The following is a 25,991-nucleotide window of genomic DNA, read 5'->3' as shown; positions in this document are numbered from 1 at the left end:
AGTGCGGCGCTCATGGCGAAGAGCACCGCCCTCTTCTTCATGCTCATGACATTCTCTCCTCGGGAACAGTGGGGGGTAGTGAGGAGTTCGGGGGGGGTAATCGTGGGGACACCGCGCTTGAGAGCGCTCTCATGGCGTCCTCCGTGCACCCTGCCGACTCGACGGCACACCGTCAAGTCACCGAGTCGAAAAAGGAGTTGGAACGTGCCTGAGCCGAACGGTGGGCGACCCACGCTGGAGGCGGTCGCGGCGCGCGCCGGCGTCTCCCGCGCCACGGTGTCCCGCGTGGTCAACGGCGGTGCGGGCGTACGGGAGGCGGTCCAGGAACGGGTCCGCCAGGCGGTTCACGAGCTGGGATACGTACCGAACAGCGCGGCCCGCACCCTGGTCACCCGCCGCACCGGAGCGGTCGCCGTGGTCATCGCGGAACCGGAGGCCCGGGTCTTCACCGACCCCTTCTTCGGCCGCCAACTACGGGGCATCAGCCGGGAACTGGCCGCCGCCGACACCCAGCTCCTGCTGATGTTCGTCGAGCACCGCGCCGACTACGACCGCATCGGCCGCTATCTGGCGGGGGGCCATGTCGACGGCGCGCTGATGTTCTCGCTGCACCGCGACGACCCGCTGCCCGCCATGGCCGAGCGCGCCGGACTGCCCACGGTGTACGGCGGCCGGCCCGGCTGGACGGGCGCCGACCGCGCGCCGCGGCCGCTGTACGTCGACACGGACAACCGCGACGGTGCCCGGCAGGCCGTACGCCACCTCCTCGACCGCGGCCGCCGGCGGATCGCGGTGATCACCGGCCCGCTCGACCAGACGTCGGCGGTGGACCGGCTCGACGGCTATCTGGAGGCACTGGGCGCGAGCGAGCCCGATCCGCGGCTGATCGCGGACGGCTGTTTCACGGCGGAGGGCGGCGAGCGCGCCATGGCCACCCTGCTGGACGCGGCGCCGGACCTGGACGCCGTCTTCGTGTCCTCCGACCTGATGGCGAACGGCGCCCTGCGGACCCTGCGGGCGCGGGGGCGGCGGGTCCCGGACGATGTCGCGGTGGTCGGTTACGACGACCTGGAACCGGCGGCCTGGGCGGACCCGCCGCTGACCACGGTGCGGCAGGACGTGGAGGAGATGGGCCGGCTGATGGCCCGGCTGCTGCTGCGACTGCTGGATACGCGGCGGGCGGGGGGTACGCGGGGTCCGGGGGCCGGGGACGACGACGGCGCGGAGCTCGCGGAGGGCGCGGGTCGCGGGAGCGGGGCGGACCTTGGAGGTGGCGCGGCTCTTGGGAGCAGTGCGGATCGTGGGACCGGGGCGGGTGGCGCGGCGGCGGCGCCGGAGCTGGCGCCGGTGATCACGGAGGCACGGTTGGTGGTGCGGGAGTCGACGTGAGGGGGCCGTCCCGGGGCGGGGCGCCGCCCGGACGTCGCCCTCGTCCCGCAGCCCCCGACCTCGGACGGAGAGGCTCCGGATAGCGGACTGCGGGTACCGTTCGTCGGCATGGGGCCGGAAGCAAAAATCGAAGCCGAGATCACGGTACGCAGGGCGCTGGAGCTGCCCGCGCTGCGGCGCGGGCTGCCGGAGGTGCTGGCCGGCGGGGACCGGCTGGACCGCGCGGTGCGCTGGGTGCACGCGGGCGAGGTGCCGCACATCGCCTCGCTGCTCAAGGGCGGCGAGCTGCTGCTCACCACCGGTCTCGGACTGGGCGCCCGGCCGTCCGAGCAGCGAGCCTTCATCCGCAAGCTCGCGGACCGCGAGATCGCCGCTCTCGTCGTGGAGCTGGGCTCTCGTTTCGAATCGCTGCCCCGGCGCTGGTGGACGCCGCACGGGACTGTGGTCTGCCGCTGATCCAGCTGCACCGCGAGGTCCCGTACGTCACGGTCACCGAGGCCATCCACACAGAGATCATCAACAGCCACTACGCGCTGCTGCGCCGCGCCGACCAGATCCTGCGCCGGTGTACCGACGTCCTGCTGCGCGGCGGAGGCGCGCCCGAGGTGCTGCGGCTGCTGGCCGTCTTCACCGGCAACCCGCTCTGCCTGGAGGCCCCGGACGGCAGTCCGCTGTACGCCGCGGGCCCGGACGGCGGCGACGAGGAGGGGACCGCCGACGCGGACCCGCTGCTGGCCTGGGAGGGCCTGCGCGATTCCGGTGTCCGGATCGACGTTCCCGGTGGCGGGCACGGCCCCGACGCGGTCCGCGCGCGCCTGGTGCTGCTGCCCGTCAACGCCCCCGTGGCGCCGGTGCACCGGATCGCCGCGGAACGTGCCGCCGATCTGCTCGCCGTCGTGATGCTCCAGTCCCGCCAGGAGGAAGTGCTGGCCGCCCGCGGCCGCGGCGACTTCCTCGCCGACCTGGCGGAGGGCCGGATCTCCGCGGCCGAGGCGCCGGCGCAGGCCCGGCTGCTCGGCTTCCGCCCCGGCCCGGAACCGGTCCTTCCGGTGGTCATGCGGCTACCGGCCGGCCTCCCCACCCCCAACAGCTGGGCGCTGCTCGCCCAGACCCTGCGCGAGGAACTCGCCGCCCTCGGGGCGCCGGTGCTCCTCGGCGTACGCCCCGTGGAGGGCCGGGTGCCGATGCTCGTGGCGCTGCGCGCCGGCCAGCAGCGCGAGGAGCTCGCCGACCGCGTCGCCGAGGCACTGCGCGCCGGGGTGGTCCGCGCGGGGCTGGACCGTCCGACGGCCCACCGGCCGGTGGTCGTCGTCGGCGCCGCGGGTGACTGGGCGGCGGCCGGCCCCGGTCTGCGGCACGCCGCGGAGGCCGCGGCGGCCGCCCAGGGCCTGCCGGAACAGCCCTGGTACGACGCGCGCCGGCTGGACATCGAGCTGCTGCTGTGGCGGATGCGCGAACAGGGCGAACAGGGTGTGCTCAGCGATTTCGTGGACCGTGCCATCGGCCCGCTGCTCGCCCACGACCGCGGCGCCCGGCAGCCGTTGCTGCCGACGCTGGAGGCCTATCTGGCCAGTGCGGGGCGCAAGGCCGAGACGGCCCGCGATCTGAACGTCAACCGGCAGACCCTCTACGACCGGCTGGCCCGCATCGCCCAGCTGCTCGGCACCGACCTGGACGATCCGCAGACCGTGCTGGGCCTGCGCCTGGCCCTGCGCGCCAGGCGCCACACCGACCGGTCGTAGCCCACGGCCGCGTGGGCCAGGGCGAGGGCCAGGACTAGGACTAGGGCTAGGGCTAGGACTGGGGCTGCGTCAACTCGTCGTAGACGCTGAGGACTTGGGTCACGGTGTCGTTCTCGGTCGGCCAGCCGGCCGCCTGGATGCGGCCGGCCTCGGCGAGCGCGTCCCGGCGGTCGGGGTCCGCGAGCAGGGCGAGCACGCTGCGGGCCAGGGCGGCGGCGTCTCCGTAGGGGACCAGTTCCGCGGCGCGGCCGACCAGTTCGCGGGTGCCGCCGGTGTCGGTCGCGACCAGCGGCACCCCGGCGCGCAGCGCCTCCTGCGCGATCAGCGAGCGCGCCTCCCACCTGCTGGGCAGCACCACGAGGTCGGCGGCGGCGAGGAGTTCGGGTACGTCGTCGCGGCGGCCGAGCAACTGGACGGGCAGCTCCTCCAGGTCGATCCGGCGCTGCAGCGCGGCCCGTTGGACGCCCTCCCCCGCGATGACGAGCAGCGGCTGGGGGTCGAGCGCACACCAGGCGTGGGCGGCGTCCAGCAGCAGGTCGTGGCCCTGGCCGGGGCCGAGGCGGCCGACCGCGAGCAGCAACGGGCGGCCGGTCGCGCCCAGTTCGGCCCGCTCCTTGTGGCGCAGGTGGTCGCGTTCCTCGGGCTCGGCCGGCGCTCCTCCGGAGCGGGGCCGCGGGATGGCGACCGGAGCGAGCCGGGCATCGCGCGCACCCCGCTCGCGGGCCCGGTCGACGAGGTCGGAGCAGGCACCCAGGACCACGGCGGCGGCCCGGGCCACCCGACGCTCCATCAGGTGCACCACGCCGGCCCGCGCGCCCTCGGTGTGCGGACTCGTGTGCCAGGTGATGACCAACGGGACCCGCCGCCCTCCCCTGGGGCCGCGCAGTCCGCGCAGCGCCATCGAGGCGCGCAGCCCGGCCCGCAGGCCGTGCGCGTGGACCAGGTCGGCGTCCCAGCAGGCGCTGCGCAGCGTCGCCACGCTCACCGGGTCCATCCGCGGCGGAACGTGGACGAACCGCGCGCCCGCGCCGGTGAAGTCGTACGCCTCCTCGGATTCCGGGGTGGCACAGACGGTGACCCGGACGCCGCGCGCCACCAGCCCCTCGGCCAGCGAGCGGACATGGGCCGCGCTGCCGGCGCCGCCGTACCCCAGCACCTGGACCGTGCGCAGCGGTGACAGACCGTGCGTCGAGGTCGGGGTACTCACGTGTGCGGGACTCCTGGGTCGAGGCGGAACGGGCCGTACCGGTGAGGTCGGTCCGCTGGGTGCGGGCGCTGCGCGGCGCGCCACCGGGCGGGCCGGCCCACCGGAAGACGGCAGGACGCAGCGAGCGCGCCCGGAACCGCGCACCGGGCCCAGGATGCCAGTCCGGCGGCGTCAATTCGGCATCGTCCGCCCGCCGTTCCGGTGGGAAGTCTCACCCCAGCGCCCTTGAGATCACCCACATGGATGACAATCCGCCCGCGCGGGTCGACGGTACGTACGGGTGAGCCGCCCACCGGAGCGCGCCATCTGCCTCACCGGGAGGCGCGCACGACGCGTTTTGTTCCGCCGCGCAGCCCCTACGCGCCGCCCCGGCTGAGGCGCTCCCCGGCGATCGTGGCGGCGACGAGGGCCGCGGCGTGGGCCGTCAGGGCGGGGCGGGTGGTGCCGGTGGCGAGGGCGAGGCCGAGGGCGGCGCCGAGGGAGTGGGCACCGGCGTCGCCGAGCATGGTGCGTTCCTCCAGGTCGTCGCGGGCGACCGCGGCCACGGCTCCCATGGGGGCGGCGGACAGCGGTCCCGCCGGGCCGTTCCGGAGAAGGCCGGGCACGCCGAGGGCCACCACGGCGCCGGCCGCGCGGCCGGGGCGGACGTCCAGGAGGTTCACCAGGTGCGCCGAGCCCGCGATGACCACGCCCGCCAGGAGCTTGTCGGCCGGGCGTTCCTTCACCAGGGCGCCCGCCGCGAGACCGGCGGCACCGATGCCGAACAGCTTCACCGCCCCGCTGGTGACCTCACGGTTCCGCAGCGCCGAGAGGTGGGCCCGGAATCCGCGACGGGGATCACCGGCGCCGAAGACGTCGTCGTACGCCCCGCAGGCCCCGGCCGCCAGTACGGCCAGCGCGGCTGCCGCCCGGGTGCGGGCGGTGAGCCCCGGGGCGGTGGCCGCGGCGAGGGCCGTGCCGGTGGCCGTGGCGAGTCCGGCGTGCAGGTGGACGGTGCGGCCGGCGTGGTTCTTGCGCTCCCACAGGACGGCGCCGCCCGGTGGCCGGCTCCTGAGCGCCCCGTAGGCGGCCCGGGTCGCCCCTGCCGCCGCCAGCAGCGCCGAGATCCGTGTGAGCGCCTTGCCGCCTGCCACCGCCACCATGTCACTCCCTCGCCCGGCACCCTGCCGGCTCGAACTCCCGTCACCCTAGGGCGCGGGAGCGGACCGGCCGGCCCGGGGAGCGCAGCCGGGCGGGAGGACGCGCCTAGCGGCCGGTGCGGGCCGTTTCCAGGAGTTCCTCGGCGTGGGCGCGGGCCGTTTCGGAGTCCTCCTGTCCGGCGAGCATGCGGGAGAGTTCGCGGACCCGCTCCTCGCCCTCCAGGATCGTGACGCCGCTCCTGGTGACCGAGCCGTCGTTGGTCTTCGCCACCAGGAGCTGCCGGTCGGCGAAGGCGGCGACCTGCGGGAGGTGGGTGACGACCACGACCTGGGCCGACTTGGCGAGCCGGGCCAGCCGCCGGCCGACCTCGACGGCCGCCTTGCCGCCGACGCCCGCGTCGACCTCGTCGAAGAGGTAGGTCGGCACGGGGTCGGAGCCGGCGAAGACCACCTCGACGGCGAGCATCACCCGGGAGAGTTCACCGCCGGACGCCCCCTTGGCGATCGGCCGGGGCGGGGCGCCCGGGTGCGGGGCCAGGAGGAGTTCTACCTCGTCGGCGCCGGCCGGCCCGTAGGCGACGGTGCGGCCGCCGACCACGATGCCGTCGGCGTCCTCGGGCACCTCGGTCTGCCGGATCTCGACGGTCACCCGGGCGTGCGGCATGGCCAGCTCGGCGAGTTCGGCGGTGACGGCGTCCGCGAAGCGCTGGGCGGACGCGGTGCGGGCATCGGTCAACGTCTGGGCGAGTTCGCCCAGTTCGGCCCGGAGTGCGTCGCGCTCGGCGGTGAGTTCGCCGATCCGGTCGTCGTCGCCGTCCAGTTCGGCGAGCCGGGCGGCGCTCTGCTCCGACCATGCCAGTACCGCGGCGATGTCCTCGCCGTATTTGCGGGTCAGGTGGTTCAGGGCGGCGCGGCGCTCCTCGACCGCGGCGAGCCGCAGCGGGTCGGCGTCGAGGTTGTCGGCGTAACCGGCGAGCTCGCCGGCCACGTCGGCCATCAGGATGCCGATCTCCCCGAGGCGGTCGGCGAGGCCGGCGAGCTCCGGGTCGTGGCCGCGTACGGCTTCCAGGGCGCGGTGCGCGCCGGCGACGAGCGTGGTGGCCTCGACGCCTTCGGGGTCCTCGGGGTTGCCGGCCAGTGCGGCGTGGGCGGCGGTCGCGGCGGAGGCGAGTGCCTCGGCGTGGCCGAGCCGCTCGGCCTCGGCGGCGAGTTCGGTGTCCTCGCCGGGCTGCGGTTCGACCGCGGCGATCTCGTCGAGGCCGAAGCGCAGCAGATCGGCTTCCTGGGCGCGTTCCCGGGCCCGGGTGGTCAGCTCGTCCAGTTCGGTCGTGACGGCGCGCAGCCGGCGGTGCGCGGCGGTGTATTTGGCGAGCGGGACGTCGACCGCGTCGCCGGCGTAGCGGTCCAGGGCCTGGCGCTGCCGGGCGGGGCGGAGCAGGCCCTGCTGGTCGGTCTGGCCGTGCACGGCGACCAGGTCGTCGGCCAACTCGCCCAGCAGGCCGACGGGTACGGAGCGGCCGCCGACGTGGGCCCGCGAGCGGCCCTCGGCGGAGAGGGTGCGGCTGATCAGCAGGGCGCCGTCGTCGAGCTCGGCGCCGGCCTCCTCGGCACGTACCGCGGCCGGGGTCTCGGGGCCGACGCTGATCCTGCCCTCGACGACGGCCGACTTGGCGCCGATCCGCACCAGGGCGGGGTCGGCGCGCCCGCCGAGCAGCAGGCCGAGGCTGGTGACGACCATGGTCTTGCCGGCGCCCGTCTCGCCGGTCACCGCCGTGAAGCCCGGGGACAGCTCGACTACGGCGTCGTCAATGACGCCCAGGGACCGGATCCGCATCTCCTCCAACACGGATACGACCTTACGAGGTCCCGGGGGCGCCCCGCGACGGCCTCCCCTCCCCCGTCCGCCCGGTACTGCGGAAAACCCCACCCGAAAACGGAGGGTTTCCGCATGGTGCCCGGTACCGCCGGGCCGCGACCCTGATCACGGTTCCGGGACGGTCGCCCCGCGGCCTTCCGGGACGACCCCGCAGGTCAGGTCCGGGACGGCCGCTTCGGTCAAGGTCCGGTCCGACCGCCCTGATCACGGTTACGAAACGAAAGGTGCGTTCATGCCCAGCGGATTGGCGCGCGCGGCGTTGCGCGGTCACCGGCCGGCGTTCGCGGGGACGGCGGTGGCGGCGCTGTTCGCCGCCGCGGTCGTCGGGGCGTCGGTGACGATGCTCGCGGCGACCGGCGCGGACGGCGTCCCGGTCGCCGCGCGGCGGACCATGGCGGCCCACGGTGTCGGGGACATGGCGCTGGTGCTGCTCCTCGGCTCGGTCTACCTGTCGGTCTTCGTGGTCGCCTCGACGATGGGTACGGCCGTCGCCCAGCAGCACCGCGAGTTCGCGATGCTGCGGGCGGTCGGTGCGCGTCCGTGGCAGATCCGGCGGGCGGTGGCCGCGCAAGCGGTGATGGCGGCCGTGCCGGCGGCGCTCGCGGGGTGTGCGCTGGGCGCGGTGCTGGCGCGCTGGTGGTTCGACGGCATGGTCGCCCGCGGCCTGATCCCCGGCACGGTGGCCTTCCGGTTCAGCTGGGTGGCGCTGCCGGTGTGCCTGGCGGTCGCGGTGGTGACGTCGGCGGTGGCCGGGCTGCTCGCGGCCGCCCGGTTCGCGGGGCTGCGGCCCGCGCGGGCGCTCGCGGAGGCGGCGGCCGGGCGCCGGGGGCTGGGGCCGCTGCGGCTGCCGCTGGGGCTCCTGGCGACGGCGGGCGGGGTGCTGCTCTCCCGGCTGCTGGCCGACCAGCCCGCCGAGAAGGCCGGCCAGGGCGCGTTCCTGGTGCTGCTGCTGTTCTGTGCGGGGGTGGCGCTGCTGGGGCCGCGGCTGGTGGGCCCGGCGGCGTGGCTGCTGTCCCGGCTGGTCGGCCGGGGCGGCGCGGCCGGGCTGGCGATGCGGAACGTGACGACGCAGTCCCGCCGGTTCTCCGCTGCGGTGGTGCCGCTGGTGCTGGTGGTGGCGTTCGGCACCACGAAGATCGCGCTGCACACCACCGCGGAGCACCGGACCGGTTCCGCCGGCCCGCCCGACCAGGTGTGGCTGGACTACGTCGGTACCGGGCTGTACGCGGGGTTCGCCGCCATCGCCGCCGCCAACACCCTCGCCGTGATCACCGCCGAGCGCCGCCGCGAGCTGGCGCTGCTGCGGCTGATCGGCTCGTACCGCCGCCAGGTGCGGGCGATGGCGGCCTGGGAGGCGGCCGTCGTCGCGGGCACCGCCCTGCTTCTCGGCACGGCCATCGCGCTGCTCACGCTCGCCCCGGTGCTCCGGCGGACGTTCGGTGCCGCGCTGCCGTACGTGCCCTGGACGACGGCCGCCGCGATCGCCGGCGGCACCCTGCTGCTCGCCCTGCTCGCGACCGGTGTGCCGGTCCATCTGACCCTGCGCCGCCGCGCCACGGGCACCCTGGCCGCGGCCTGACCACCCTGATGAGGTATCTGATGAACGACCGCCGCGGCCCCGGCCGCTCCCCTCGCCCCCGCGGCACGCGCGCGCTGTTCGCCGCCGTGACGGCGGTGACCGCGCTGACCGCCGCCACCGCCTGCGCCGGCGGCCCGGCCGCCGCGCCGGGCGCCACCGCTTCCCGCCCGGCGTCCGCCAGCCGCACCCTGGAGGGCGTCTGGCGGATGGACGGCTACGGGACCCTCGTCACCATCAAGGGCCGCAGCCTGCGGACGTACGAGACCACCGCCGTCAGCTGTCTGCCGGGGGCCGTCACGGGCACCCGGGCGGGCGGGCCCGACGCGCGGGGCCGGAGCCGGTTCACGGTGCCGGACTCGGCGCCGCTGACGGTGGCCCGGACGGCACCAGCGGTGCCCGGCTGACGAGTGCGGACAACGCGGGGCGGCGGGCCCTGCACCGGATCGCCGCGCTGCCCGCCCGGTGCGCCGAACGCCCGTCGCGCGATCCCCGGGCGGTCTTCGACGTGTTCTGGCGGACGTATGCCGAGAACTACCCGTTCTTCCGGGCGAAGAAGGTCGACTGGGCGGCGGTCCGCGACCGCTACCGCCCCCGGATCACGGCCCGGACGACCGACGCCGAACTGTTCGCGGTGCTGCGCGCGATGATCGAGCCGCTGCACGATGCGCACACCCGCGTCGTCGCCGGTCCCGACCGGTGGTTCGCGGGGAAACGTCCCGGTACGGTCCTGCCCACCCCGGCATTCACCACCCGTGTCGACAAAGCGATAGCGGCCGGTCTCGGTCCCGGCGTCCACCGGCGCTCGTGGGCGCAGGGCAAGCTGTCCTATGCCGATCTGCCCGGCCGTATCGGCTACTTCCGCGTCACCCAGTTCGCCGGGTACACGAAGAAGGGCGACTACGCGGGGGACGCCGCCGAGCTCGACCTCGCCCTGGACGCCGTGTTCACGAAGGGCCGTACGCGGGGCCCGGGGGCGCTGCGCGGCCTGATCGTCGACGTCCGGCTGAACGGCGGCGGCGCCGATCCGCTGGGCCTGCGCATCGCCTCCCGGCTGACCGACCGCGGCTATTCCGCCTACCGCAAGCGGGCACGCAACGACCCGCGGGATCCGGCGCGGTTCACCACGCCCGTGCCGGTGCGGGTCGGGCCGCACCACGGGCCGGTCTACACCGGCCCGGTGGCACTCCTCACCGGCCGCCTCACCATCAGTGCGGGCGAGACCTTCACCCAGGCCCTGATGGGCCGCTCCCCCGCGCCCACCCGGATCGGGGAGCACACCCAGGGCGTGTTCTCCGACGTCCTGGACCGCGGCCTGCCGAACGGCTGGCGCTTCGGGCTGCCCAACGAGGAGTTCCTGACCGCCGGCGGCCGCACCTTCGACGGCGCCGGCATCCCCCCGGCGGTACCGGTCCCGGTCTTCGCCGACGCGGACCTCGCCGCCCACCGGGACCCGGCCCTGGCCCGCGCCAGGGCACTCCTCGCGGGGTCGTCGTGAGCGCCCGCTAGTGGGGCGCCCCCCGCCAGCCGGCCACCGGGAGGGCGAACTTGGCGACCAGGCGGTCGGTGAAGGAGGCGTGGTGCAGCCGGGCCAGGCGGACCGGCACGGCGCCGCGGCGGACCTCGACGCGGGCGCCGGCGGGGAGTTCGACGCTGCGGCGGCCGTCGCACCACAGCACGCCGTGCGGCGTCTTGGGCTGGACCTCGACGGCCAGGACCGAGCGCGGCGAGGTGACCAGCGGCTTGGCGAAGAGGGCGTGGGCGCTGATGGGGACCATCAGCAGCGCCTCGACCTCGGGCCAGACCACCGGGCCGCCGGCCGAGAAGGCGTAGGCGGTCGAGCCGGTGGGGGTCGCGCAGACCACGCCGTCGCCGCCGAAGCGGGAGACCGGCCGGCCGTCGACCTCGGTCACGACCTCCAGCATCCGCTCGCGCGCGGCCTTCTCCACCGAGGCCTCGTTGAGCGCCCAGTCGGTGTGCACGACGTTGCCGTTGTTGCGGACGAGGACGTCGAGGGTCATCCGCTCCTCGACCTCGTAGGCGCGGGTGACGACCCGGTCGACGACCTTGTCGAGGTCGTCGCGCTCGGCCTCGGCGAGGAAGCCGACCCGGCCGAGGTTGACGCCGAGCATCGGGACGCCGGACGTCCGGGCGAAGTCCGCGCCGCGCAGCAGGGTCCCGTCACCGCCCAGGACCACCAGCAGTTCGCAGCCCTCGGCCGCGCACTGCTCCAGTTCGACGCGTTCGACCGAGGACGGCAGCGGCAGGTCCGCGGCCTCCTCGGCCAGCACCCGCACCCCGATGCCGCTGCGCAGCAGCCCCTGGACGACGAGTTCGGCACTGCGGACGGCCGCCGGGCGGCCGGTGTGTGCGAGCAGGAACACCGTCCGCCGGTCTCCGGTGTTCTCGTGTGCTGCGCTGCCTTCAACTGCCTGGGTTGTGGTCAACGAGGCCCCTCCGCCACTGCACGGTCGACATCCGCCGGGTCGAGTGCAGGCGCCCCGGCGCGCAGCCACAGAAAGTACTCGACATTCCCGGAAGGTCCAGGCAGCGGGCTCGCAACTACTCCAAGTACGCCAAGTCCGAGTTCCGCCGCCCGGCCCGCGACGGCCGTGACCGCCTCGGCCCGCAGCGCGGCGCTGCGCACGACGCCGCCGCTGCCCAGCCGTTCCTTGCCGACCTCGAACTGCGGCTTGACCATGAGCACCAGGTCGGCGTCCGGCGCCGCGCAGCCGGCCAGCGCGGGCAGCACCAGCCCCAGCGGGATGAACGAGAGGTCGCCCACGACGAGGTCGACGGGCCGGTCGTCGATCTGGTCGAGCGTCAGCTCGCGCACGTTGGTGCGGTCCTTCACGGTGACCCGCTCGTCGCTCTGCAGCGACCAGGCGAGCTGGCCGTATCCGACGTCGACGGCGACGACATGACCGGCGCCGGCCCGCAGCAGGACGTCGGTGAAGCCGCCGGTGGAGGCGCCGGCGTCGAGAGCCCGGCGCCCCTCGATCTTCAGGCCGTGCGGGACGAAGGCGGCGAACGCCCCGGCGAGCTTGTGGCCGCCGCGCGAGACGTAGTCGGGGTCGCTGTCGTCGGCGCGGACGACCACGGCCGCGCTGGTCTCCACCTGGGTGGCCGGTTTGCTCGCGGTGGTGCCGCCGACGGTCACCCGGCCGGCGGCGATCAGCTGGCTGGCGTGCTCGCGCGAGCGGGCCAGCTTGCGGCGCACCAGCTCCGCGTCGAGTCGGCGTCGTGCCACTCCTGCCACCTGTGGTTCAGCTCCTGTTGTCGTGCGTCGTGGAGGACGGTGCGGGCGGCCCGGGGTGCTGGTCGAGACCGGCCAGTACGTCGCGGAGCCCGCGGTGCACATCCTCGTACACCTTCAGGTGTCCGCCCACCGGCAGGTGGTCGGCATCGGCGAGACGCCGCAGTCCGGCGTCGACCGCGGGCTGTCCGGTGGGGGTGACGGGGACGCCGAGCGGCCGGGGTCCGGCCGCCTCGGTGGCCGCCGCCTCCTCGTCGCTGCCGGCCGGCCGCGCGGGCCCGGCCTGCTCCGGGCCGCCGGCTGCCTCCGGCTCCGGCTCCGGGCCGGGCGTGGACTGTTCCATGCCTTTGACGCTACCTCGGCGGGCGGGTGTCCGGGGCCGACCGGCCGCCCGGCGACCTGGCGTATCGTCGATCGCGATGGCAACCCTCGACCAGTGCCGTGCCGCGCTCGACCGGCTGGCCCAGAACCTGTCCTCGGCTGACGGCAAGGTCCGCAGCGCCGCAGCGCTGGACCGTTCGCTCAGCTGCCGCATCACCGACCTGGACGTGACGTTCCTCGGCCGGCTGGCCCAGGGCAGCATCCAGGACGTGACCTGCGTGCCCGGCCCGCCCCCGGACAAGGCCGAGATCCGGTTGGCCATGACGGGCGACGACCTGGTCGCGCTGGTGGACGGCCGGCTGAACTTCGCCCGGGCCTGGGGCAGCGGCCGGGTCAAGCTGGAGGCCGGGCTGCGCGATCTGCTGCGTCTCAGGACGCTGCTGTAGCGGCCCTGCCGACCGTCTCGCCGGCTGCCTGCCGCGCCGCCCGGCCCCCGCGGGGCTGCCGGGCCGCGGGCACGACCAGCGGCGTGCCGGTCTCCGGGTCGTCGATGACCTGGCAGCCGATCCCGAAGACCCGGGCGACCAGGTCGGCGGTGACGATGTCGGCGGGCGGGCCCTGGGCGATGATCTCGCCGTCCTTCATGGCGATGAGGTGGGTCGCGTAGCGGGCGGCGTGGTTGAGGTCGTGCAGCACGGCGACCAGCGTCCGCCCCTGCTCCTCGTGCAGCTCGGCACACAGGTCCAGCACCTCGATCTGGTGCTGGATGTCCAGGTAGGTGGTGGGCTCGTCGAGGAGGAAGAGCGGGGTCTGCTGGGCGAGCGCCATGGCGATCCAGACCCGCTGGCGCTGGCCGCCGGACAGTTCGTCGACGTAGCGGTCGGCGAGCCCGTCGACGCCGGTGGCCGCCATGGACTCCGTCACGATCCGCTCGTCCTCGCCGGACCACTGCCGCAGCAGCCCCTGGTGCGGGTAGCGGCCGCGCGCCACGAGGTCGGCGACGGTGATGCCGTCCGGGGCGACCGAGGACTGGGGCAGCAGCCCGAGCGTCCTGGCGACCTTCTTGGCCGGGAGGGACGAGATCGCCGCGCCGTCCAGCAGCACCGATCCGGCGCTCGGCCGGAGCATCCGGGACAGGGCGCGCAGCAGCGTGGACTTGCCGCAGGCGTTCGGGCCGACGATGACCGTGAAGGAGTGGTCGGGAATGGCGACCGAGAGGTTCTCGGCGATGACCCGCTGGTCGTAGGCGAGGGTGACGTTCTCGGCCGTGAGACGGCTCACTTCGAAGCTCCTGGGGTGGTGGTGAGGACGTGGTCGCGCCGCGGTCGGTGCCCGGGCCCGGGTCGCCGGGGCCTCATACCCGCCCGGCCTTGCGCTCGGTGGCCAGCAGCCAGAGCAGATAGCCGCCGCCGAGGACACCGGTCAGCACGCCCACCGGCAGCTGGTCGGCGCCGAAGAGCTGCTGGGAGGCCCAGTCGGCGGCGACCAGCAGCAGGGCGCCCATGAGGGCGGCGGGCAGCAGGTTGGGGCCGGGCGAGCGGGTCAGCCGGCGGGCGAGCTGGGGCGCGGTGAGCGCCACGAAGGAGATCGGCCCGGCCGCCGCGGTGGCCGCCGCGACCAGCACGACCGCGGCCAGCAGCACGACGATGCGCACCCGGTCGACGCGTACGCCCAGTGCGTACGCCGCGTCGTCGCCCATCTCCAGCATCCGCAGCGGCCGCGCGTACAGCAGGACCAGCGGGATCAGGACGGCGCAGACGGCGGCGAGCGGCCCCACCTGGTCCCAGTCGCGGCCGTTGAGGGAGCCGGTCATCCAGGTGGTGGCCCGGGTCGCCTCGACGATGTTGGCCTTGGTCATGAGGTAGAGGACCATCGCGTAGAGCATGGCGCTGGCCCCGATGCCGACGAGCACGAAGCGGTAGCCGTGGATGCCGCGCTTCCAGGCGAGCAGGAAGATGGCGAGTCCGGTGGCCACGCCGCCGGCGACCGCTCCGGCGGCGACCGCGAAGGTGCCGGCCTGGAAGTAGACGATGGCGATCAGCGCGCCGACCGACGAGCCCTGGGCGAAGCCGAGGACGTCCGGGCTGCCGAGCGGATTGCGGGAGACGGTCTGGAAGACCGCTCCGGCGATCCCGAACGCGGCGCCGACCAGCAGTCCCACCAGCACCCGGGGCAGCCGCAGGTCCTGCACGATGAACTGGGCGCCGGGGTCGCCGCCGCCGGTCAGCGTGGCGACCACCTCGCCCGGCGTCATCGGGTAGTCGCCGGAGCCGATCAGCGCGATGCCGGCGGCCAGCGCGAGGACCAGCAGCACCAGTCCGACGACCGCGGCGCGGACGTCCAGGCGCAGCGAGAGCCCGCCCCTGGTGCGCAGCGCCGCCGCGCGCTTCGTGCCCTGCGCGGGCTTCACAGTGGCACTCACAGCTGGGCCATCCTCCGCCGTCGTACGAGATAGATGAAGACCGGTCCGCCGATGACGGCGGTGACGATGCCGACCTGGAGTTCGCCGGGGCGGGCCGCCACCCGGCCGAGGACGTCAGCGCCGAGCAGCAGGACCGGCGAGAGCACCGCGGAGTACGGCAGGATCCAGCGCAGGTCGGGGCCGGTGATGGCCCGTACGACGTGCGGAACCATCAGGCCGACGTAGACGATCGGGCCGCAGGCGGCGGTCGCGCCGCCGCACAGCAGGGTGACCGCGACCATCGCCAGGACCCGGGTGCGGGTCAGCCGGGCGCCCAGGGCCCGCGCCTGGTCGTCGCCGAGCGCGATGGCGTTGAGCGGGCGGGCGAGCAGGAGCGCGAGGACGCCGCCGACGGCCAGGAAGGGTGCGACGTGGGTGACGGTCGGCATGGTGGCGGCGGCCAGTGAACCCACCGTCCAGAAGCGCATCTTGTCGAGCGCCGCGGTGTCCATGAGGTTGACGGCGTTGATGTAGCCGACGAGGACGGCGGTCAGTGCGGTGCCGGCGAGCGCGAGCCGTACCGGGGTGGCGTTGCGGGTGCCACCGAGGACGTAGACGGCGACCGAGACCACCGCGGCGCCGGCGAACGCGAACCACACATAGCCGGTGAGGGAGGTGATGCCGAAGAGGCTGATGGCGGAGACGACGGCGGCCGAGGCGCCGGCGTTGATACCGAGAACTCCCGGGTCCGCCAGGGGATTTCGGGTCAGGGCCTGCATGACGGTGCCGGCCAGGCCGAGGGCGGCGCCGGCGATCAGGCCGAGCAGGGTGCGGGGGATGCGCACGTCGTGCACGACCACGTCGGTGTCGGTGCCGGAGTAGTGGAACACCCCGTGCCACACCTGGTCGAGCGGGATCTGTTTGGCGCCGACGGCGATGCCGAGGACGACGACGACGGCGAGGACGGCCACGGAGCCGAGCAGTCCCGCGGAGCGCAGGGCGTGCCGCTTCCGGGGTGCCGTGGGGGCCGGGGCCGTTGATGCTTCGGGGGGACTGTCGACCAACACGGTAGTTAGGTTAGCCTACCCTCACATTCGACTTGCAGGCCCTCCCAGAGAGAAGTGCAGCCACCATGAGCACCTCCCGAAGCGTAACTCCGTCCCGTCGCGGCGTCCTGGCCGCGGGCGGCGCCGTCGGCATCGGCGCCCTGCTGGCCGCGTGCGGTGGTGGCAAAAGCTCGGCGGGCGCCAACGGCAGTGCCAAGGGCGGCCCGTGGAGCTTCACCGACGACCGCAAGCAGAAGGTCTCCCTCAAGGGCACCCCGCAGCGGATCGTCGCCTTCACCGGCACCGCGGCCGCCCTGCACGACTTCGGGATCGACGACCAGATCGTCGGCGTCTTCGGCCCCACCAAGCTCAAGAACGGCAAGCCCGACCCGCAGGCCGGCGACCTCGACGTCGACAAGGTCACCATCATCGGCAACGCCTACAACCAGTTCAACGTCGAGAAGTACGCGGGCCTGCGGCCGGATCTGCTGGTCACCAACATGTACGAGCCGGGCGCGCTGTGGTTCGTCCCGGACGACAGCAAGGACAAGATCACCAAGCTGGCCGAGTCCGTGGCCATCACCTCGTCCCGGGTCCCGCTCGTCAAGATCATCGAGCGCTACGCCGAACTGGCCGCATCGCTCGGCGCCGACCTCAAGGCCAAGAAGGTCACCGACGCCAAGTCCCGCTTCGAGCAGGCCGCCGAGAAGCTGCGCAAGGCCGCCAAGTCGAACCGGGTCAAGGTGCTCGCCTGCTCCGGCAGCCCGGACCTCTTCTACGCCTCCAACCCCGGCATCAACGCCGACCTGATGTACTACAAGTCCCTCGGCGTCGACCTGATCGTCCCCGACCACCTGGACAAGGGCGGCTACTTCGAGAGCCTGAGCTGGGAGAACGCCGACAAGTACCAGGCGGACGTGCTCCTGCTGGACAACCGGACCGCCACCCTCCAGCCCAAGGACCTGGCCGCGAAGCCCTCCTGGGCGAAGCTGCCCGCCGTCAAGGCCGGCCAGATCACCCCGTGGTCGAGCGAACCGCGCTTCTCCTACGCGGGCGCCGCACCGCTCATCGAGACGCTGGCCAAGGCCATCGAGAGCGCCAAGAAGGTCAGCTGACGCAGCGACGTACCGCGCGGGCCGCCCCCCGGGCCGTCCGCACGGCACGTCCGCCGGCCGCGGTGCACCGCCCGCCGCACCCGCGCGCCCCGCGGCCCCACCCACCCCCACCACCGTCCGGGAGGTTCCCGCATGACCACGACCGCCGCCCCCGCCACCGCCCCCTTCCGCTTCTTCGACGTGCACGTCGTCCGCTCCCGACGGCTCGGCCCCGCCATGCTGCGGGTCACCTTCGGCGGCGAGCGGCTGGACGAACTGGCCTCCGGCGGCCGTGACCAGCGCTTCAAGCTCTTCCTCCCGCAACCCCACCAGGACCGCCCGGTCTTCGACGACACGGGCGACGGCTGGTACACCGCCTGGCGCGCCCAGGACCCGGCCGAGCGCGCGGTGATGCGCTCGTACACCATCCGCGAACAGCGCCCGGACGCCGGGGAGTTCGACGTCGACTTCGCGCTGCACGGCGCGGAACCCGGGCCGCGGTGACGCGGGGCGGACCGGCCTCCCGCTGGGCCGCCGCCGCCCGGCCCGGCGACCGCCTGACCGTCCTCGCCCCGGCCGTCCCGGACAACGGCGGCGTCGACTTCCGCCCGCCGGCCGGCACCGACTGGATCCTGATCACCGGCGACGAGACGGCACTGCCCGCGATCGCCGGCATCCTCTCCTGGCTCTCGCCCGGCACCCAGGCCAAGGTCTTCCTCGAAGTGGGCCACGAGGACGACCGGCAGCCGCTGCCGACCTTCGCGGACGCCGACATCAGCTGGCTCGTCCGGGACCCGGCCACCGCGGCGCACCACGAGCCGGTGCTCGACGCGCTGCGCACCGCCGCACTGCCCGCCGGCACGCCGTACGCCTGGTCGCCGGGGAGTCCGGCACCGTCAAGGCGGTGCGCCGCCATCTGGTCCGCGAGCGCGGCTTCGACCGCCGGACGGTCAAGTTCACCGGCTACTGGCGGCGCGGCGCCACCGAGGAGGACCTGCTCGCCGAGCTGACGGCGGGTACCGCGACGGCCGAGCGGGACTGAAGCCATCGGCCGCCGTGCGCCGGGCCCCGCCCGACGCCGGGCCCCGTGGCGCCGTCCTCACCACCCGATGCGGGCCAGCGCCTTCCCCGCGTCCGCCCGGCAACTGCCGTCCCCCGCCTGCGTCCAGGCCGCCGCGCACAGCGCCCGCAGCCCGTCCAGCGGCTCCCCCTCGCCCGCCACGGAGAGCACGTCGCCGCCGGCCTCGGCCCGCCAGCCGCCGCACCGGAAGCCGCCGCCGTCCGCGGTCACCTCCGGCTGCGGCGCGAGCAGCCCGCGCAGGTCCTCGTCCACGTAGGAGGGGCGGTGCTCCGGCGGGGCGGCCAGCAGTTCGGCGGGGGTGGTCACGCCGGTGAGCACCAGCAGGGAGTCCACCCCGCCGTTGTGGGCGCCCTCGATGTCGGTGTCCAGCCGGTCGCCGATCACCAGCGGCCGCCGGGCGCCGGTCCGCAGCACCGTCTCGCGGTGCATCGGCGGCTGCGGCTTGCCCGCCACCTGGGGCGTGCCGCCCGCCGCGATCCGGACGACCTCCACCAACGCGCCGTTGCCGGGCGCGATCCCGCGCTCCTTGGGGATCGTCAGGTCGGTGTTGGACGCGAACCACGGCACCCCGCGCTGCACGGCGTACGCGGCCTCCGCCAGCCGTCCCCAGTCCAGGGTCGGGTCGTAGCCCTGCACCACGGCCGCCGGCCGGTCGTCCGCGGAGAACACCGGCTCAAGGCCGCGCTCGCGCAGCGCCACCAGCAGCCCCTCGCCGCCGATCGCCAGCACCCGGGCGCCCGCCGGCACCTGCTCGGCGATCAGCCGGGCCACCGCCTGCGCCGAGGTGATCACGTCCTCGGCGCCGGTGGGCAGTCCGAATCCGGACAGCTGGTCGGCGACGGCCTGCGGGGTGCGGGCCGCGTTGTTGGTCACGTACGCGAGGTGCATCCCGGCGTCCCGGGCCGCGGTCAGCGACGCGACGGCGTGGGCGATGGCCCGGCCACCGGCGTAGACGACCCCGTCCAGATCCAGCAGCGCCGTGTCGTAGACCTCGTGGAGCGCGCGCCGGCTCCCGTCGGGCTGCCTGCGAACCTGCTCGTTCATGCCGTCCCGCTCCTCGCACCTACCGGTATTTCCAGCCACATCCGGACTGTCCCCCGATCTTCCCTCATCGCCCCCGCGGCATAGCATTCTTCAATGACCGATACCGACGGCCTCCGCCTCCTCCCGTTCCGCGGACTGCGCTACGCCCCGGACCGGATCAGCAGCCTCACCGCCGTGACCTCGCCGCCGTACGACGTGGTGGTCCGGCCGGAGGGGGTGCGCCATCTGGAGACCGCCGATCCGTACAACATCGTCCGGCTGATCCTGCCGCACGCCGCGGACCCCGCCGCCCGGCACCGCCAGGCCGCCGACACCCTGCGCCGCTGGCGCGCCGAGGGCGTGCTGGCACAGGACCCCGACCCCGCACTGTACGTGTACGAGCAGCGCTCCGGCGAGGTGCTCCAGCGCGGGCTGATCGGCGCGCTGTGCCTGGACGGCCCGGTGCTGCCGCACGAGGACGTGATCCCCGAGGTCGTCGAGGACCGGGCCGCGCTGATGCGCGCCGCGGCCGCCAATTTCGAGCCGTTGCTGCTGTCGTACCGTGGCGGGAATCCGGCGAACGGCGCCACCGCGGTGATCGAGCGCGTGGTGGAGGGCACCCCGCTGCTGTCCACCACCACGGAGGACGGTTTCACCCACCGTCTGTGGGCGGTCACCGCCCCCGCCGATCTCGCCACCATCGACGCGGACCTCGCCCGCCGCCAGGCCCTGATCGCCGACGGCCACCACCGCTGGGCGACCTACCAGCGGCTGTACGAGCAGCAGCCGGACGCCACCGCCGCCTCGCCGTGGGCGTCCGGTCTGGTCCTGCTCGTCGACACCGCCCGCTATCCGCTCCAGGTCCGCGCGATCCACCGCGTGCTGCCGCATCTGCCGCCCGCCAAGGCGCTGGCGGAGCTGGCCGGCGCCTTCCGCACCCGTCCGCTCGCGGGTGGGCTGGCGGACGCGCTGCGGACCCTGGAGGAGACGTCCGGTACCGCCTTCGTCCTCAGTGGCGGGCCGGACACCTTCCACCTCCTGGACCGCCCGGATCCCGGGCTGCTGGACCGTACGATCCGCCGGGACCGGCCCGAGGCGTGGCGGCGGCTGGACGCCACCGTGCTGCACTCCGTCCTGCTGGACGAGGTCTGGCACATCCCCGACCACCCGTCGGACATCGGCTATCTGCACCACGCCGACGCCGCCGTCGAACATGCCGCCCGGCACGGCGGTTCGGCCGTGCTGATGCGCGCCACGTCCGAGGAGACCGTCCGTCAACTCGCCGAGTGCGGTGTGACGATGCCCCGCAAGTCCACCTCGTTCGGGCCCAAGCCCGCCACGGGACTGGTCCTGCGGACGCTGGAGGACGACAACTGAGGCCGCGGACAGGCCCGGTCCGGGCCCTGTCTCCCCACCCGGGACGTAGTTAGGTTAGGCTTACCTCACTACGTCACCGGGCGGGTCTCCCTGCCCCTGCGCACACCCCGTCCTGCGCAGGACGTGGTCAAGTCCGCACCAGGGAGGACACCTTCATGAGTCTCCTCGCGCACTCCGCCGAGGACCCGGCCGACAGCCGGACGTATCTGCTCAACAACGGTACGGCCCACCGCTACCACAGCGCGGTCACCGAGAGCGTCACACGGATCAGCGCCAAAATCGCCGGTACCGCCCGCCCGTTCACCGGCATCTCCGTCGACCGCCTCGCCCCCGCGATCACCGGTGTCGACCTCGACGCACCGCTGCACGACGCGGCCGCCGCGCTCGACGAACTCGAAGAGGTCTACCTCCGCGACGCGGTCTACTTCCACCACCCGCGCTACCTCGCGCACCTCAACTGCCCCGTGGTGATCCCCGCACTCGTCGGCGAGGCCGTGCTCTCCGCCGTCAACTCCTCCCTGGACACCTGGGACCAGAGCGCCGGCGGCACGCTCATCGAACGCCGGCTGATCGACTGGACGGCCGCCCGGATCGGCCTCGGCGAGCTGGCCGACGGCATCTTCACCAGCGGCGGCAGCCAGTCCAACCTCCAGGCCATGCTGCTCGCCCGCGACGAGGCCTGCCGCCGCGAACTGGCCCGGGACGAGGCACCTCACCACGCCCGGCTCACCGACGTCCTCCCCCGGCTGCGCATCCTGACCTCCGAATGCAGCCACTTCAGCATCCGCAAGTCCGCCACCCTGCTGGGCCTGGGCGCCGAGGCCGTCATCTCCGTACCGGCCGACGCCGAGAAGCGGATGCGCACCGACGCGCTCGCCGACGCGCTGGCCCGCTGCCACCGCGACGGCCTGATACCCATGGCGGTCGTCGCCACCGCCGGCACCACCGACTTCGGCTCCATCGACCCGCTCCCGGAGACCGCCGACCTGTGCGCCCGTCACGGCGCCTGGATGCACGTCGACGCCGCCTACGGATGCGGACTGCTGGTCTCCCGCCGCCGCGAACTCCTCGACGGTATCGAGCGCGCCGACTCCGTCACCGTCGACTACCACAAGTCCTTCTTCCAGCCGGTCAGTTCGAGCGCCGTCCTGGTCCGCGACCGCTCCACCCTGCGGCACGTCACCTACCACGCGGACTACCTCAACCCGCGCCGGATGGCCGAGGCCCGGATCCCCAACCAGGTCGACAAGTCGATCCAGACCACCCGCCGCTTCGACGCCCTCAAACTCTGGCTCACCCTGCGCATCATGGGCGCGGCGGCCGTCGGCGAACTCTTCGACGAGGTCATCGACCGCGCCGCCGACGCGTGGAAACTCCTGCACGACGACCCCCGCTTCGAGGTGGTCACCGAGCCCCGGCTGAGCACCCTGGTCTTCCGCTACGTCCCCAGCGCCGACCCGGACCCCGAGCTCGCCGACCGGGTCAACCTGCACGCCCGCGAAGCCCTGTTCGCCTCCGGCGACGCCATCGTCGCCGGCACCAAGGTCGACGGCCGCCACTACCTCAAGTTCACCCTGCTCAACCCGGAGACCACCCTCGAAGACATCGCCACCGTCCTCGACCTGATCGCCGAGCACGCCGGTGCCTTCCTCGCCGAGCAGCCGCGGCCGGCGCTCACCGCGCGCTGACCCGCCCCGAGCCGAACCCCCCATCGGAGACCCCGTGTCCGCCCCTTACGACTTCCTCGCCATCGGCCTCGGGCCCTTCAACCTGGGCCTGGCCTGCCTGACCGAGCCGATCGACGGACTCAACGGCCTGTTCCTGGACGACAAACCGTCCTTCGACTGGCACCCCGGCATGATGCTGGAGAGCAGCCACCTCCAGGTCCCGTTCATGGCCGACCTGGTCACCCTCGCCGATCCGACCTCCCCGTTCTCCTTCCTCAACTACCTGAAGGAATCCGGGCGGATCTACCCGTTCTACATCCGCGAGAGCTTCTATCCGCTGCGCGCCGAGTTCAACGACTACTGCCGCTGGGCGGCCGGCAAACTCGACACCCTCCGCTTCGGACACCGCGTCACCACCGTCACGTACGACGCCGGCGAGGAGCTGTACACCGTCCACGCCGAGCACCTCCCCACCGGCGAACGGCTCACCTTCCGCGCCCGCAAGCTCGTCCTCGGCACCGGCACCCCGCCGCACCTCCCCGAGGCCTGCCAGGGCCTCGGCGGCGACCTGCTGCACAACGCCGGCTACCTGGACGCCAAGCCCGCCCTCCAGGCCAAGGACTCGATCACCCTGATCGGCAGCGGCCAGAGCGCCGCGGAGATCTTCCACGACCTCCTGACGGACATCGACGCCCACGGCTACCACCTGACCTGGGCCACCCGCTCACCGCGCTTCTTCCCCCTCGAATACACCAAGCTCACGCTGGAGATGACCTCACCGGAGTACGTGGACTACTTCCACGCCCTCCCCGGGGCCACCCGCGACCGGCTCAACGCCACCCAGAAGCACCTCTACAAGGGCATCGACTCCGAGCTGATCAACGAGATCTTCGACCTGCTCTACCAGAAGAGCCTGGCCGGCCCGGTCCGCACCCGCCTGCTCACCAACACCGCCCTCCACACCGCCTCCTACGACGAGACCTCCGGCACCTACACCCTGGGCCTGCGCCAGGAGGAGCAGGGCACCGACTTCAGCCTCGACACCCAGGGCCTGGTCCTCGCCACCGGCTACCGCTACCGCGTACCGGACTTCCTCGAACCGGTCCGCGACCGGATCGCCTGGGACGACGCCGGCCGCTACGCCGTCGCCCGCAACTACAGCATCGACACCACCGGCCAGGGCATCTACGTGCAGAACGCCGAGCTGCACACCCACGGCTTCGTCACACCCGACCTCGGCATGGCGGCCTACCGCAACTCGTGCCTCGTCCGCGAGCTGCTCGGCCGCGAGTACTACCCGGTCGAAAAGGCCATCGCCTTCCAGGAGTTCGCCGCCCCGGCCGGCCCGCACCACCCCACGGAGATACCCGCATGAACACCCCCGTCTTCACCCGCACCGATCCCGCTCTGGGGGAGTTCTCCCTGCGGCCCGTCGACCCCGCCGCCGACGCCGCCGTCCTGCACTCCTGGGTCACCCACCCCAAGGCCGTCTTCTGGCTGATGCAGGACTGCGACCTCGCCGCCGTCGAGAAGGAGTTCGCGCGGATCGACGCCGACCCCCACCACGACGCCTTCCTCGGCCTGCACAACGGCACCCCGGCCTTCCTCATGGAACGCTACGACCCCGCCCACCGCGAACTGGTCGGCATCCACGTCGCCGAACCGGGCGACATCGGCATGCACTTCCTCTGCGCCCCCACCGACACCCCGGTCCACGGCTTCACCCACGCCGTGCTCACCACCGTCATGGAGATGCTCTTCGCCGACCCGGCCACCCACCGCGTCGTCGTCGAACCCGACACCCGCAACACCGGCGTGCACGCCCTCAACAAGGCCGTCGGCTTCGAGATCCGGCGCACGGTCTCGCTGCCCTCCAAGGACGCCTACCTGAGCACCTGCACCCGCGACCAGTTCCTGGCCGCCCGAGGAGACCACTGATGCCCACCGCCCAGGACGCCGTCGCCCACCTCACCCCCGCCCTGTGGGACCGCGCCAACCGCCTGCTGATCCGCAAGGGCCTGGCCGAATTCGCCCACGAGCGCCTGCTCACCCCCAAGCGCCTGCCGCAGGACGGCCACTACGCCGTACGCAGCGACGACGGCGGTACCGAATACCGCTTCGCCGCCCGCAGAGCCGCCCTCGACCACTGGCAGGTCGACGCCGACAGCATCACCCGCCACCACGGTTCGGACGAACTCCCCCTGGACGCCCTGGAGTTCTTCATCGAACTCCGCGCCTCCCTGGGCCTCGGCCAGGAGATCCTGCCGGTCTACCTGGAGGAGATCAGCTCCACCCTCTCCGGCACCGCCTACAAACTCGGCCTCGACCAGCCCTCGGCCGCCGAACTCGCCAAGTCCGGCTTCCAGGCCATCGAGACCGGCATGACCGAGGGCCACCCCTGCTTCGTCGCCAACAACGGCCGCCTCGGCTTCGGCATCCACGAGTACCACGCCTACGCCCCCGAGGCCGCCAGCCCGCTGACGCTGATCTGGCTCGCCGCCCGCCGCGACCACGCCACCTTCACCGCCGGCGCCGGCCTCGACTACGACACCCTGATCCGCGCCGAACTCCCCGAGGAGACCCGCACCCGCTTCACCACCACCCTCACCGGCCTCGGCCTCGACCCCGACGACTACTACCTCTTCCCCGCCCACCCCTGGCAGTGGTGGAACAAGCTGTCGGTCACCTTCGCCGCCGAGGTCGCCCGGCAGCACCTGGTCTGCCTGGGCCCCGGCGACGACGAGTACCTCGCCCAGCAGTCCATCCGCACCTTCTTCAACACCACCGACCCGGCCAGGCACTACGTCAAAACGGCCCTCTCGGTCCTCAACATGGGCTTCATGCGCGGCCTGTCCGCCTCGTACATGGAGGCCACCCCGGCCATCAACGACTGGCTCGCCCGGCTCGTCGACGCCGACGACACCTTCCGCGCCGCCCGCTTCTCGATCATCCGCGAGCGCGCCGCCATCGGCTACCACCACCGCCAGTACGAGGCCGCCACCGAGAAGGGCTCCCCGTACCTGAAGATGCTGGCCGCCCTCTGGCGGGAGAGCCCGGTCCCCACCCTGGAACCGGGCCAGCGGCTGGCCACCATGGCCTCGCTCCTGCACACCGACCGCGACGGCGGCTCCCTCGCCGGCGCCCTCATCGAGGAATCCGGCCTGGAACCGGCCGTCTGGCTCCGCCGCTACCTCGACGGCTACCTCGTCCCGGTCCTGCACGCGTTCTACGCCTACGACCTGGTCTTCATGCCGCACGGCGAGAACGCCATCCTGGTCATCGAGGACGGCACCGTGGCCCGCGTGATCTTCAAGGACATCGCGGAGGAGATCGCCGTCATGGACCCCGACGCGGTCCTGCCGCCCGCCGTCGAACGCATCCGCGCCGACGTCCCCGAGGACAAGAAGCTCCTCTCCGTCTTCACCGACGTCTTCGACTGCTTCTTCCGCTTCCTCGGCTCCACCCTCGACGACCGCGGCATCCTCGACGAGGACACCTTCTGGCGCACGGTCGCCGAGTGCGTCACCGACTACCAGGCGGCCCACCCCCACCTGGCCGACCGGTTCGCGCAGTACGACATGTTCACCGACGAGTTCGCGCTCTCCTGCCTCAACCGCCTCCAGCTGCGCAACAACCAGCAGATGGTCGACCTCCAGGACCCCGCCGGCGCCCTCCAGCTCGTCGGCACCCTCCGCAACCCGATCGCCCCCCACGCACCGGGCCGCTGACCCCCCCCCACAACGCCGAAGGGCGGGATCCCACCGGGATCCCGCCCTTCGTCACCTCCGTCCGCGAC

General features: G+C 73.8%; 21 protein-coding genes and 2 pseudogenes. 13 read left to right on the top strand and 10 right to left on the bottom strand.

The window, feature by feature from the left end:
• Nucleotides 1-204 precede the first annotated feature (204 nt).
• Both OJ254_RS19230 and OJ254_RS19225 read left to right on the top strand, forming a co-directional pair.
• A complete protein-coding gene (locus OJ254_RS19230; protein ID WP_265363311.1) occupies nucleotides 205-1,389 on the top strand; it encodes a LacI family DNA-binding transcriptional regulator in 1,185 nt (394 codons plus the stop codon).
• Between the two features lie 108 nt (nucleotides 1,390-1,497).
• Nucleotides 1,498-3,131: pseudogene (locus tag OJ254_RS19225) on the top strand (PucR family transcriptional regulator).
• A 52-nt stretch (nucleotides 3,132-3,183) separates the two neighbouring features.
• Here the strand turns inward: OJ254_RS19225 and OJ254_RS19220 are convergent.
• The 3 genes from OJ254_RS19220 to recN form a co-directional block, all read right to left on the bottom strand.
• Nucleotides 3,184-4,338 carry a glycosyltransferase family 4 protein gene (locus tag OJ254_RS19220; protein WP_265363310.1) on the bottom strand — a complete coding sequence of 385 codons (1,155 nt, stop codon included), beginning with the start codon at nucleotides 4,336-4,338 and terminating at the stop codon, nucleotides 3,184-3,186.
• Nucleotides 4,339-4,694: 356 nt separating this feature from the next.
• Nucleotides 4,695-5,480, bottom strand: a complete 786-nt coding sequence (locus OJ254_RS19215; protein ID WP_265363309.1) for a hypothetical protein — start codon at nucleotides 5,478-5,480, stop codon at nucleotides 4,695-4,697.
• A 103-nt stretch (nucleotides 5,481-5,583) separates the two neighbouring features.
• Nucleotides 5,584-7,311, bottom strand: a complete 1,728-nt coding sequence (gene recN / locus OJ254_RS19210) for a DNA repair protein RecN (RefSeq protein WP_265365229.1) — start codon at nucleotides 7,309-7,311, stop codon at nucleotides 5,584-5,586.
• Between the two features lie 274 nt (nucleotides 7,312-7,585).
• On the opposite strand from recN, the gene OJ254_RS19205 reads away from it, so the two are divergent.
• From OJ254_RS19205 to OJ254_RS19195, 3 genes are all read left to right on the top strand, one after another.
• Nucleotides 7,586-8,932, top strand: coding sequence for an FtsX-like permease family protein (locus OJ254_RS19205; RefSeq protein ID WP_265363308.1), 1,347 nt, complete (start codon nucleotides 7,586-7,588; stop codon nucleotides 8,930-8,932).
• Between the two features lie 20 nt (nucleotides 8,933-8,952).
• Entirely contained in the window at nucleotides 8,953-9,336 is a 384-nt protein-coding gene (locus OJ254_RS19200; RefSeq protein ID WP_265363307.1) for a hypothetical protein, read from the top strand.
• A 101-nt stretch (nucleotides 9,337-9,437) separates the two neighbouring features.
• On the top strand, nucleotides 9,438-10,427 hold the full coding sequence (locus OJ254_RS19195; protein WP_265363306.1) for a S41 family peptidase: 990 nt from the start codon (nucleotides 9,438-9,440) through the stop codon (nucleotides 10,425-10,427).
• A gap of 7 nt (nucleotides 10,428-10,434) precedes the next feature.
• Here the strand turns inward: OJ254_RS19195 and OJ254_RS19190 are convergent, their stop codons facing one another.
• From OJ254_RS19190 to OJ254_RS19180, 3 genes are read right to left on the bottom strand one after another with little or no spacing between them, the layout of a single operon-like run.
• Complete coding sequence (locus OJ254_RS19190) at nucleotides 10,435-11,376, bottom strand: NAD kinase (protein WP_265363305.1); 942 nt, start codon at nucleotides 11,374-11,376, stop codon at nucleotides 10,435-10,437.
• Nucleotides 11,373-12,188, bottom strand: a complete 816-nt coding sequence (locus OJ254_RS19185) for a TlyA family RNA methyltransferase (RefSeq protein WP_265363304.1) — start codon at nucleotides 12,186-12,188, stop codon at nucleotides 11,373-11,375. The genes OJ254_RS19190 and OJ254_RS19185 overlap by 4 nt, the downstream gene beginning before the upstream one ends.
• 7 nt (nucleotides 12,189-12,195) lie before the next feature.
• Nucleotides 12,196-12,528: a hypothetical protein gene (locus OJ254_RS19180; protein ID WP_265363303.1), complete on the bottom strand. Its 333-nt coding sequence runs from the start codon at nucleotides 12,526-12,528 to the stop codon at nucleotides 12,196-12,198.
• 76 nt (nucleotides 12,529-12,604) lie between these two features.
• On the opposite strand from OJ254_RS19180, the gene OJ254_RS19175 reads away from it, so the two are divergent.
• Nucleotides 12,605-12,952: a sterol-binding protein gene (locus OJ254_RS19175; protein WP_265363302.1), complete on the top strand. Its 348-nt coding sequence runs from the start codon at nucleotides 12,605-12,607 to the stop codon at nucleotides 12,950-12,952.
• Here the strand turns inward: OJ254_RS19175 and OJ254_RS19170 are convergent.
• The 3 genes from OJ254_RS19170 to OJ254_RS19160 all read right to left on the bottom strand — a co-directional run bounded on the left by OJ254_RS19170 (nucleotide 12,936) and on the right by OJ254_RS19160 (nucleotide 15,971).
• Nucleotides 12,936-13,787 carry an ABC transporter ATP-binding protein gene (locus OJ254_RS19170; RefSeq protein WP_265363301.1) on the bottom strand — a complete coding sequence of 284 codons (852 nt, stop codon included), beginning with the start codon at nucleotides 13,785-13,787 and terminating at the stop codon, nucleotides 12,936-12,938. The two genes, OJ254_RS19175 and OJ254_RS19170, sit on opposite strands and share 17 nt — an antisense overlap.
• A gap of 73 nt (nucleotides 13,788-13,860) precedes the next feature.
• Entirely contained in the window at nucleotides 13,861-14,928 is a 1,068-nt protein-coding gene (locus OJ254_RS19165; RefSeq protein WP_265363300.1) for a FecCD family ABC transporter permease, read from the bottom strand.
• A complete protein-coding gene (locus tag OJ254_RS19160; RefSeq protein ID WP_423836026.1) occupies nucleotides 14,925-15,971 on the bottom strand; it encodes a FecCD family ABC transporter permease in 1,047 nt (348 codons plus the stop codon). The genes OJ254_RS19165 and OJ254_RS19160 overlap by 4 nt, the downstream gene beginning before the upstream one ends.
• A gap of 68 nt (nucleotides 15,972-16,039) precedes the next feature.
• Here OJ254_RS19160 and OJ254_RS19155 point away from each other — a divergent pair, with 68 nt between their 5' ends.
• Both OJ254_RS19155 and OJ254_RS19150 read left to right on the top strand, forming a co-directional pair.
• A complete protein-coding gene (locus tag OJ254_RS19155; RefSeq protein WP_265363298.1) occupies nucleotides 16,040-17,068 on the top strand; it encodes an ABC transporter substrate-binding protein in 1,029 nt (342 codons plus the stop codon).
• Nucleotides 17,069-17,200: 132 nt separating this feature from the next.
• Nucleotides 17,201-18,089: pseudogene (locus OJ254_RS19150) on the top strand (siderophore-interacting protein).
• Between the two features lie 57 nt (nucleotides 18,090-18,146).
• Here OJ254_RS19150 and OJ254_RS19145 read toward each other — a convergent pair.
• Nucleotides 18,147-19,172, bottom strand: coding sequence for an HAD-IIA family hydrolase (locus OJ254_RS19145; protein ID WP_265363297.1), 1,026 nt, complete (start codon nucleotides 19,170-19,172; stop codon nucleotides 18,147-18,149).
• Between the two features lie 93 nt (nucleotides 19,173-19,265).
• On the opposite strand from OJ254_RS19145, the gene OJ254_RS19140 reads away from it, so the two are divergent.
• The 5 genes from OJ254_RS19140 to OJ254_RS19120 all read left to right on the top strand — a co-directional run bounded on the left by OJ254_RS19140 (nucleotide 19,266) and on the right by OJ254_RS19120 (nucleotide 25,923).
• Nucleotides 19,266-20,528 carry a DUF1015 family protein gene (locus OJ254_RS19140; protein WP_265363296.1) on the top strand — a complete coding sequence of 421 codons (1,263 nt, stop codon included), beginning with the start codon at nucleotides 19,266-19,268 and terminating at the stop codon, nucleotides 20,526-20,528.
• Between the two features lie 155 nt (nucleotides 20,529-20,683).
• The gene (locus tag OJ254_RS19135) at nucleotides 20,684-22,216 is read left to right on the top strand and encodes a pyridoxal phosphate-dependent decarboxylase family protein (protein ID WP_265363295.1); all 1,533 of its coding nucleotides are present in this window, start codon (nucleotides 20,684-20,686) and stop codon (nucleotides 22,214-22,216) included.
• 34 nt (nucleotides 22,217-22,250) lie between these two features.
• Complete coding sequence (locus OJ254_RS19130; RefSeq protein WP_265363294.1) at nucleotides 22,251-23,570, top strand: lysine N(6)-hydroxylase/L-ornithine N(5)-oxygenase family protein; 1,320 nt, start codon at nucleotides 22,251-22,253, stop codon at nucleotides 23,568-23,570.
• Entirely contained in the window at nucleotides 23,567-24,133 is a 567-nt protein-coding gene (locus OJ254_RS19125; RefSeq protein WP_265363293.1) for a GNAT family N-acetyltransferase, read from the top strand. Before OJ254_RS19130 ends, OJ254_RS19125 begins: the two co-directional genes overlap by 4 nt.
• Nucleotides 24,133-25,923, top strand: a complete 1,791-nt coding sequence (locus OJ254_RS19120) for an IucA/IucC family protein (protein WP_265363292.1) — start codon at nucleotides 24,133-24,135, stop codon at nucleotides 25,921-25,923. The genes OJ254_RS19125 and OJ254_RS19120 overlap by 1 nt, the downstream gene beginning before the upstream one ends.
• The last annotated feature ends 68 nt before the right edge of the window (nucleotides 25,924-25,991 follow it).

The organism is Streptomyces endophytica (assembly GCF_026153355.1).
GTDB lineage: Bacteria > Actinomycetota > Actinomycetes > Streptomycetales > Streptomycetaceae > Streptomyces > Streptomyces endophytica.
The sequence above is the reverse complement of the archived record's forward strand: the minus strand, read 5'-3'. Positions and strand labels throughout refer to the sequence as shown.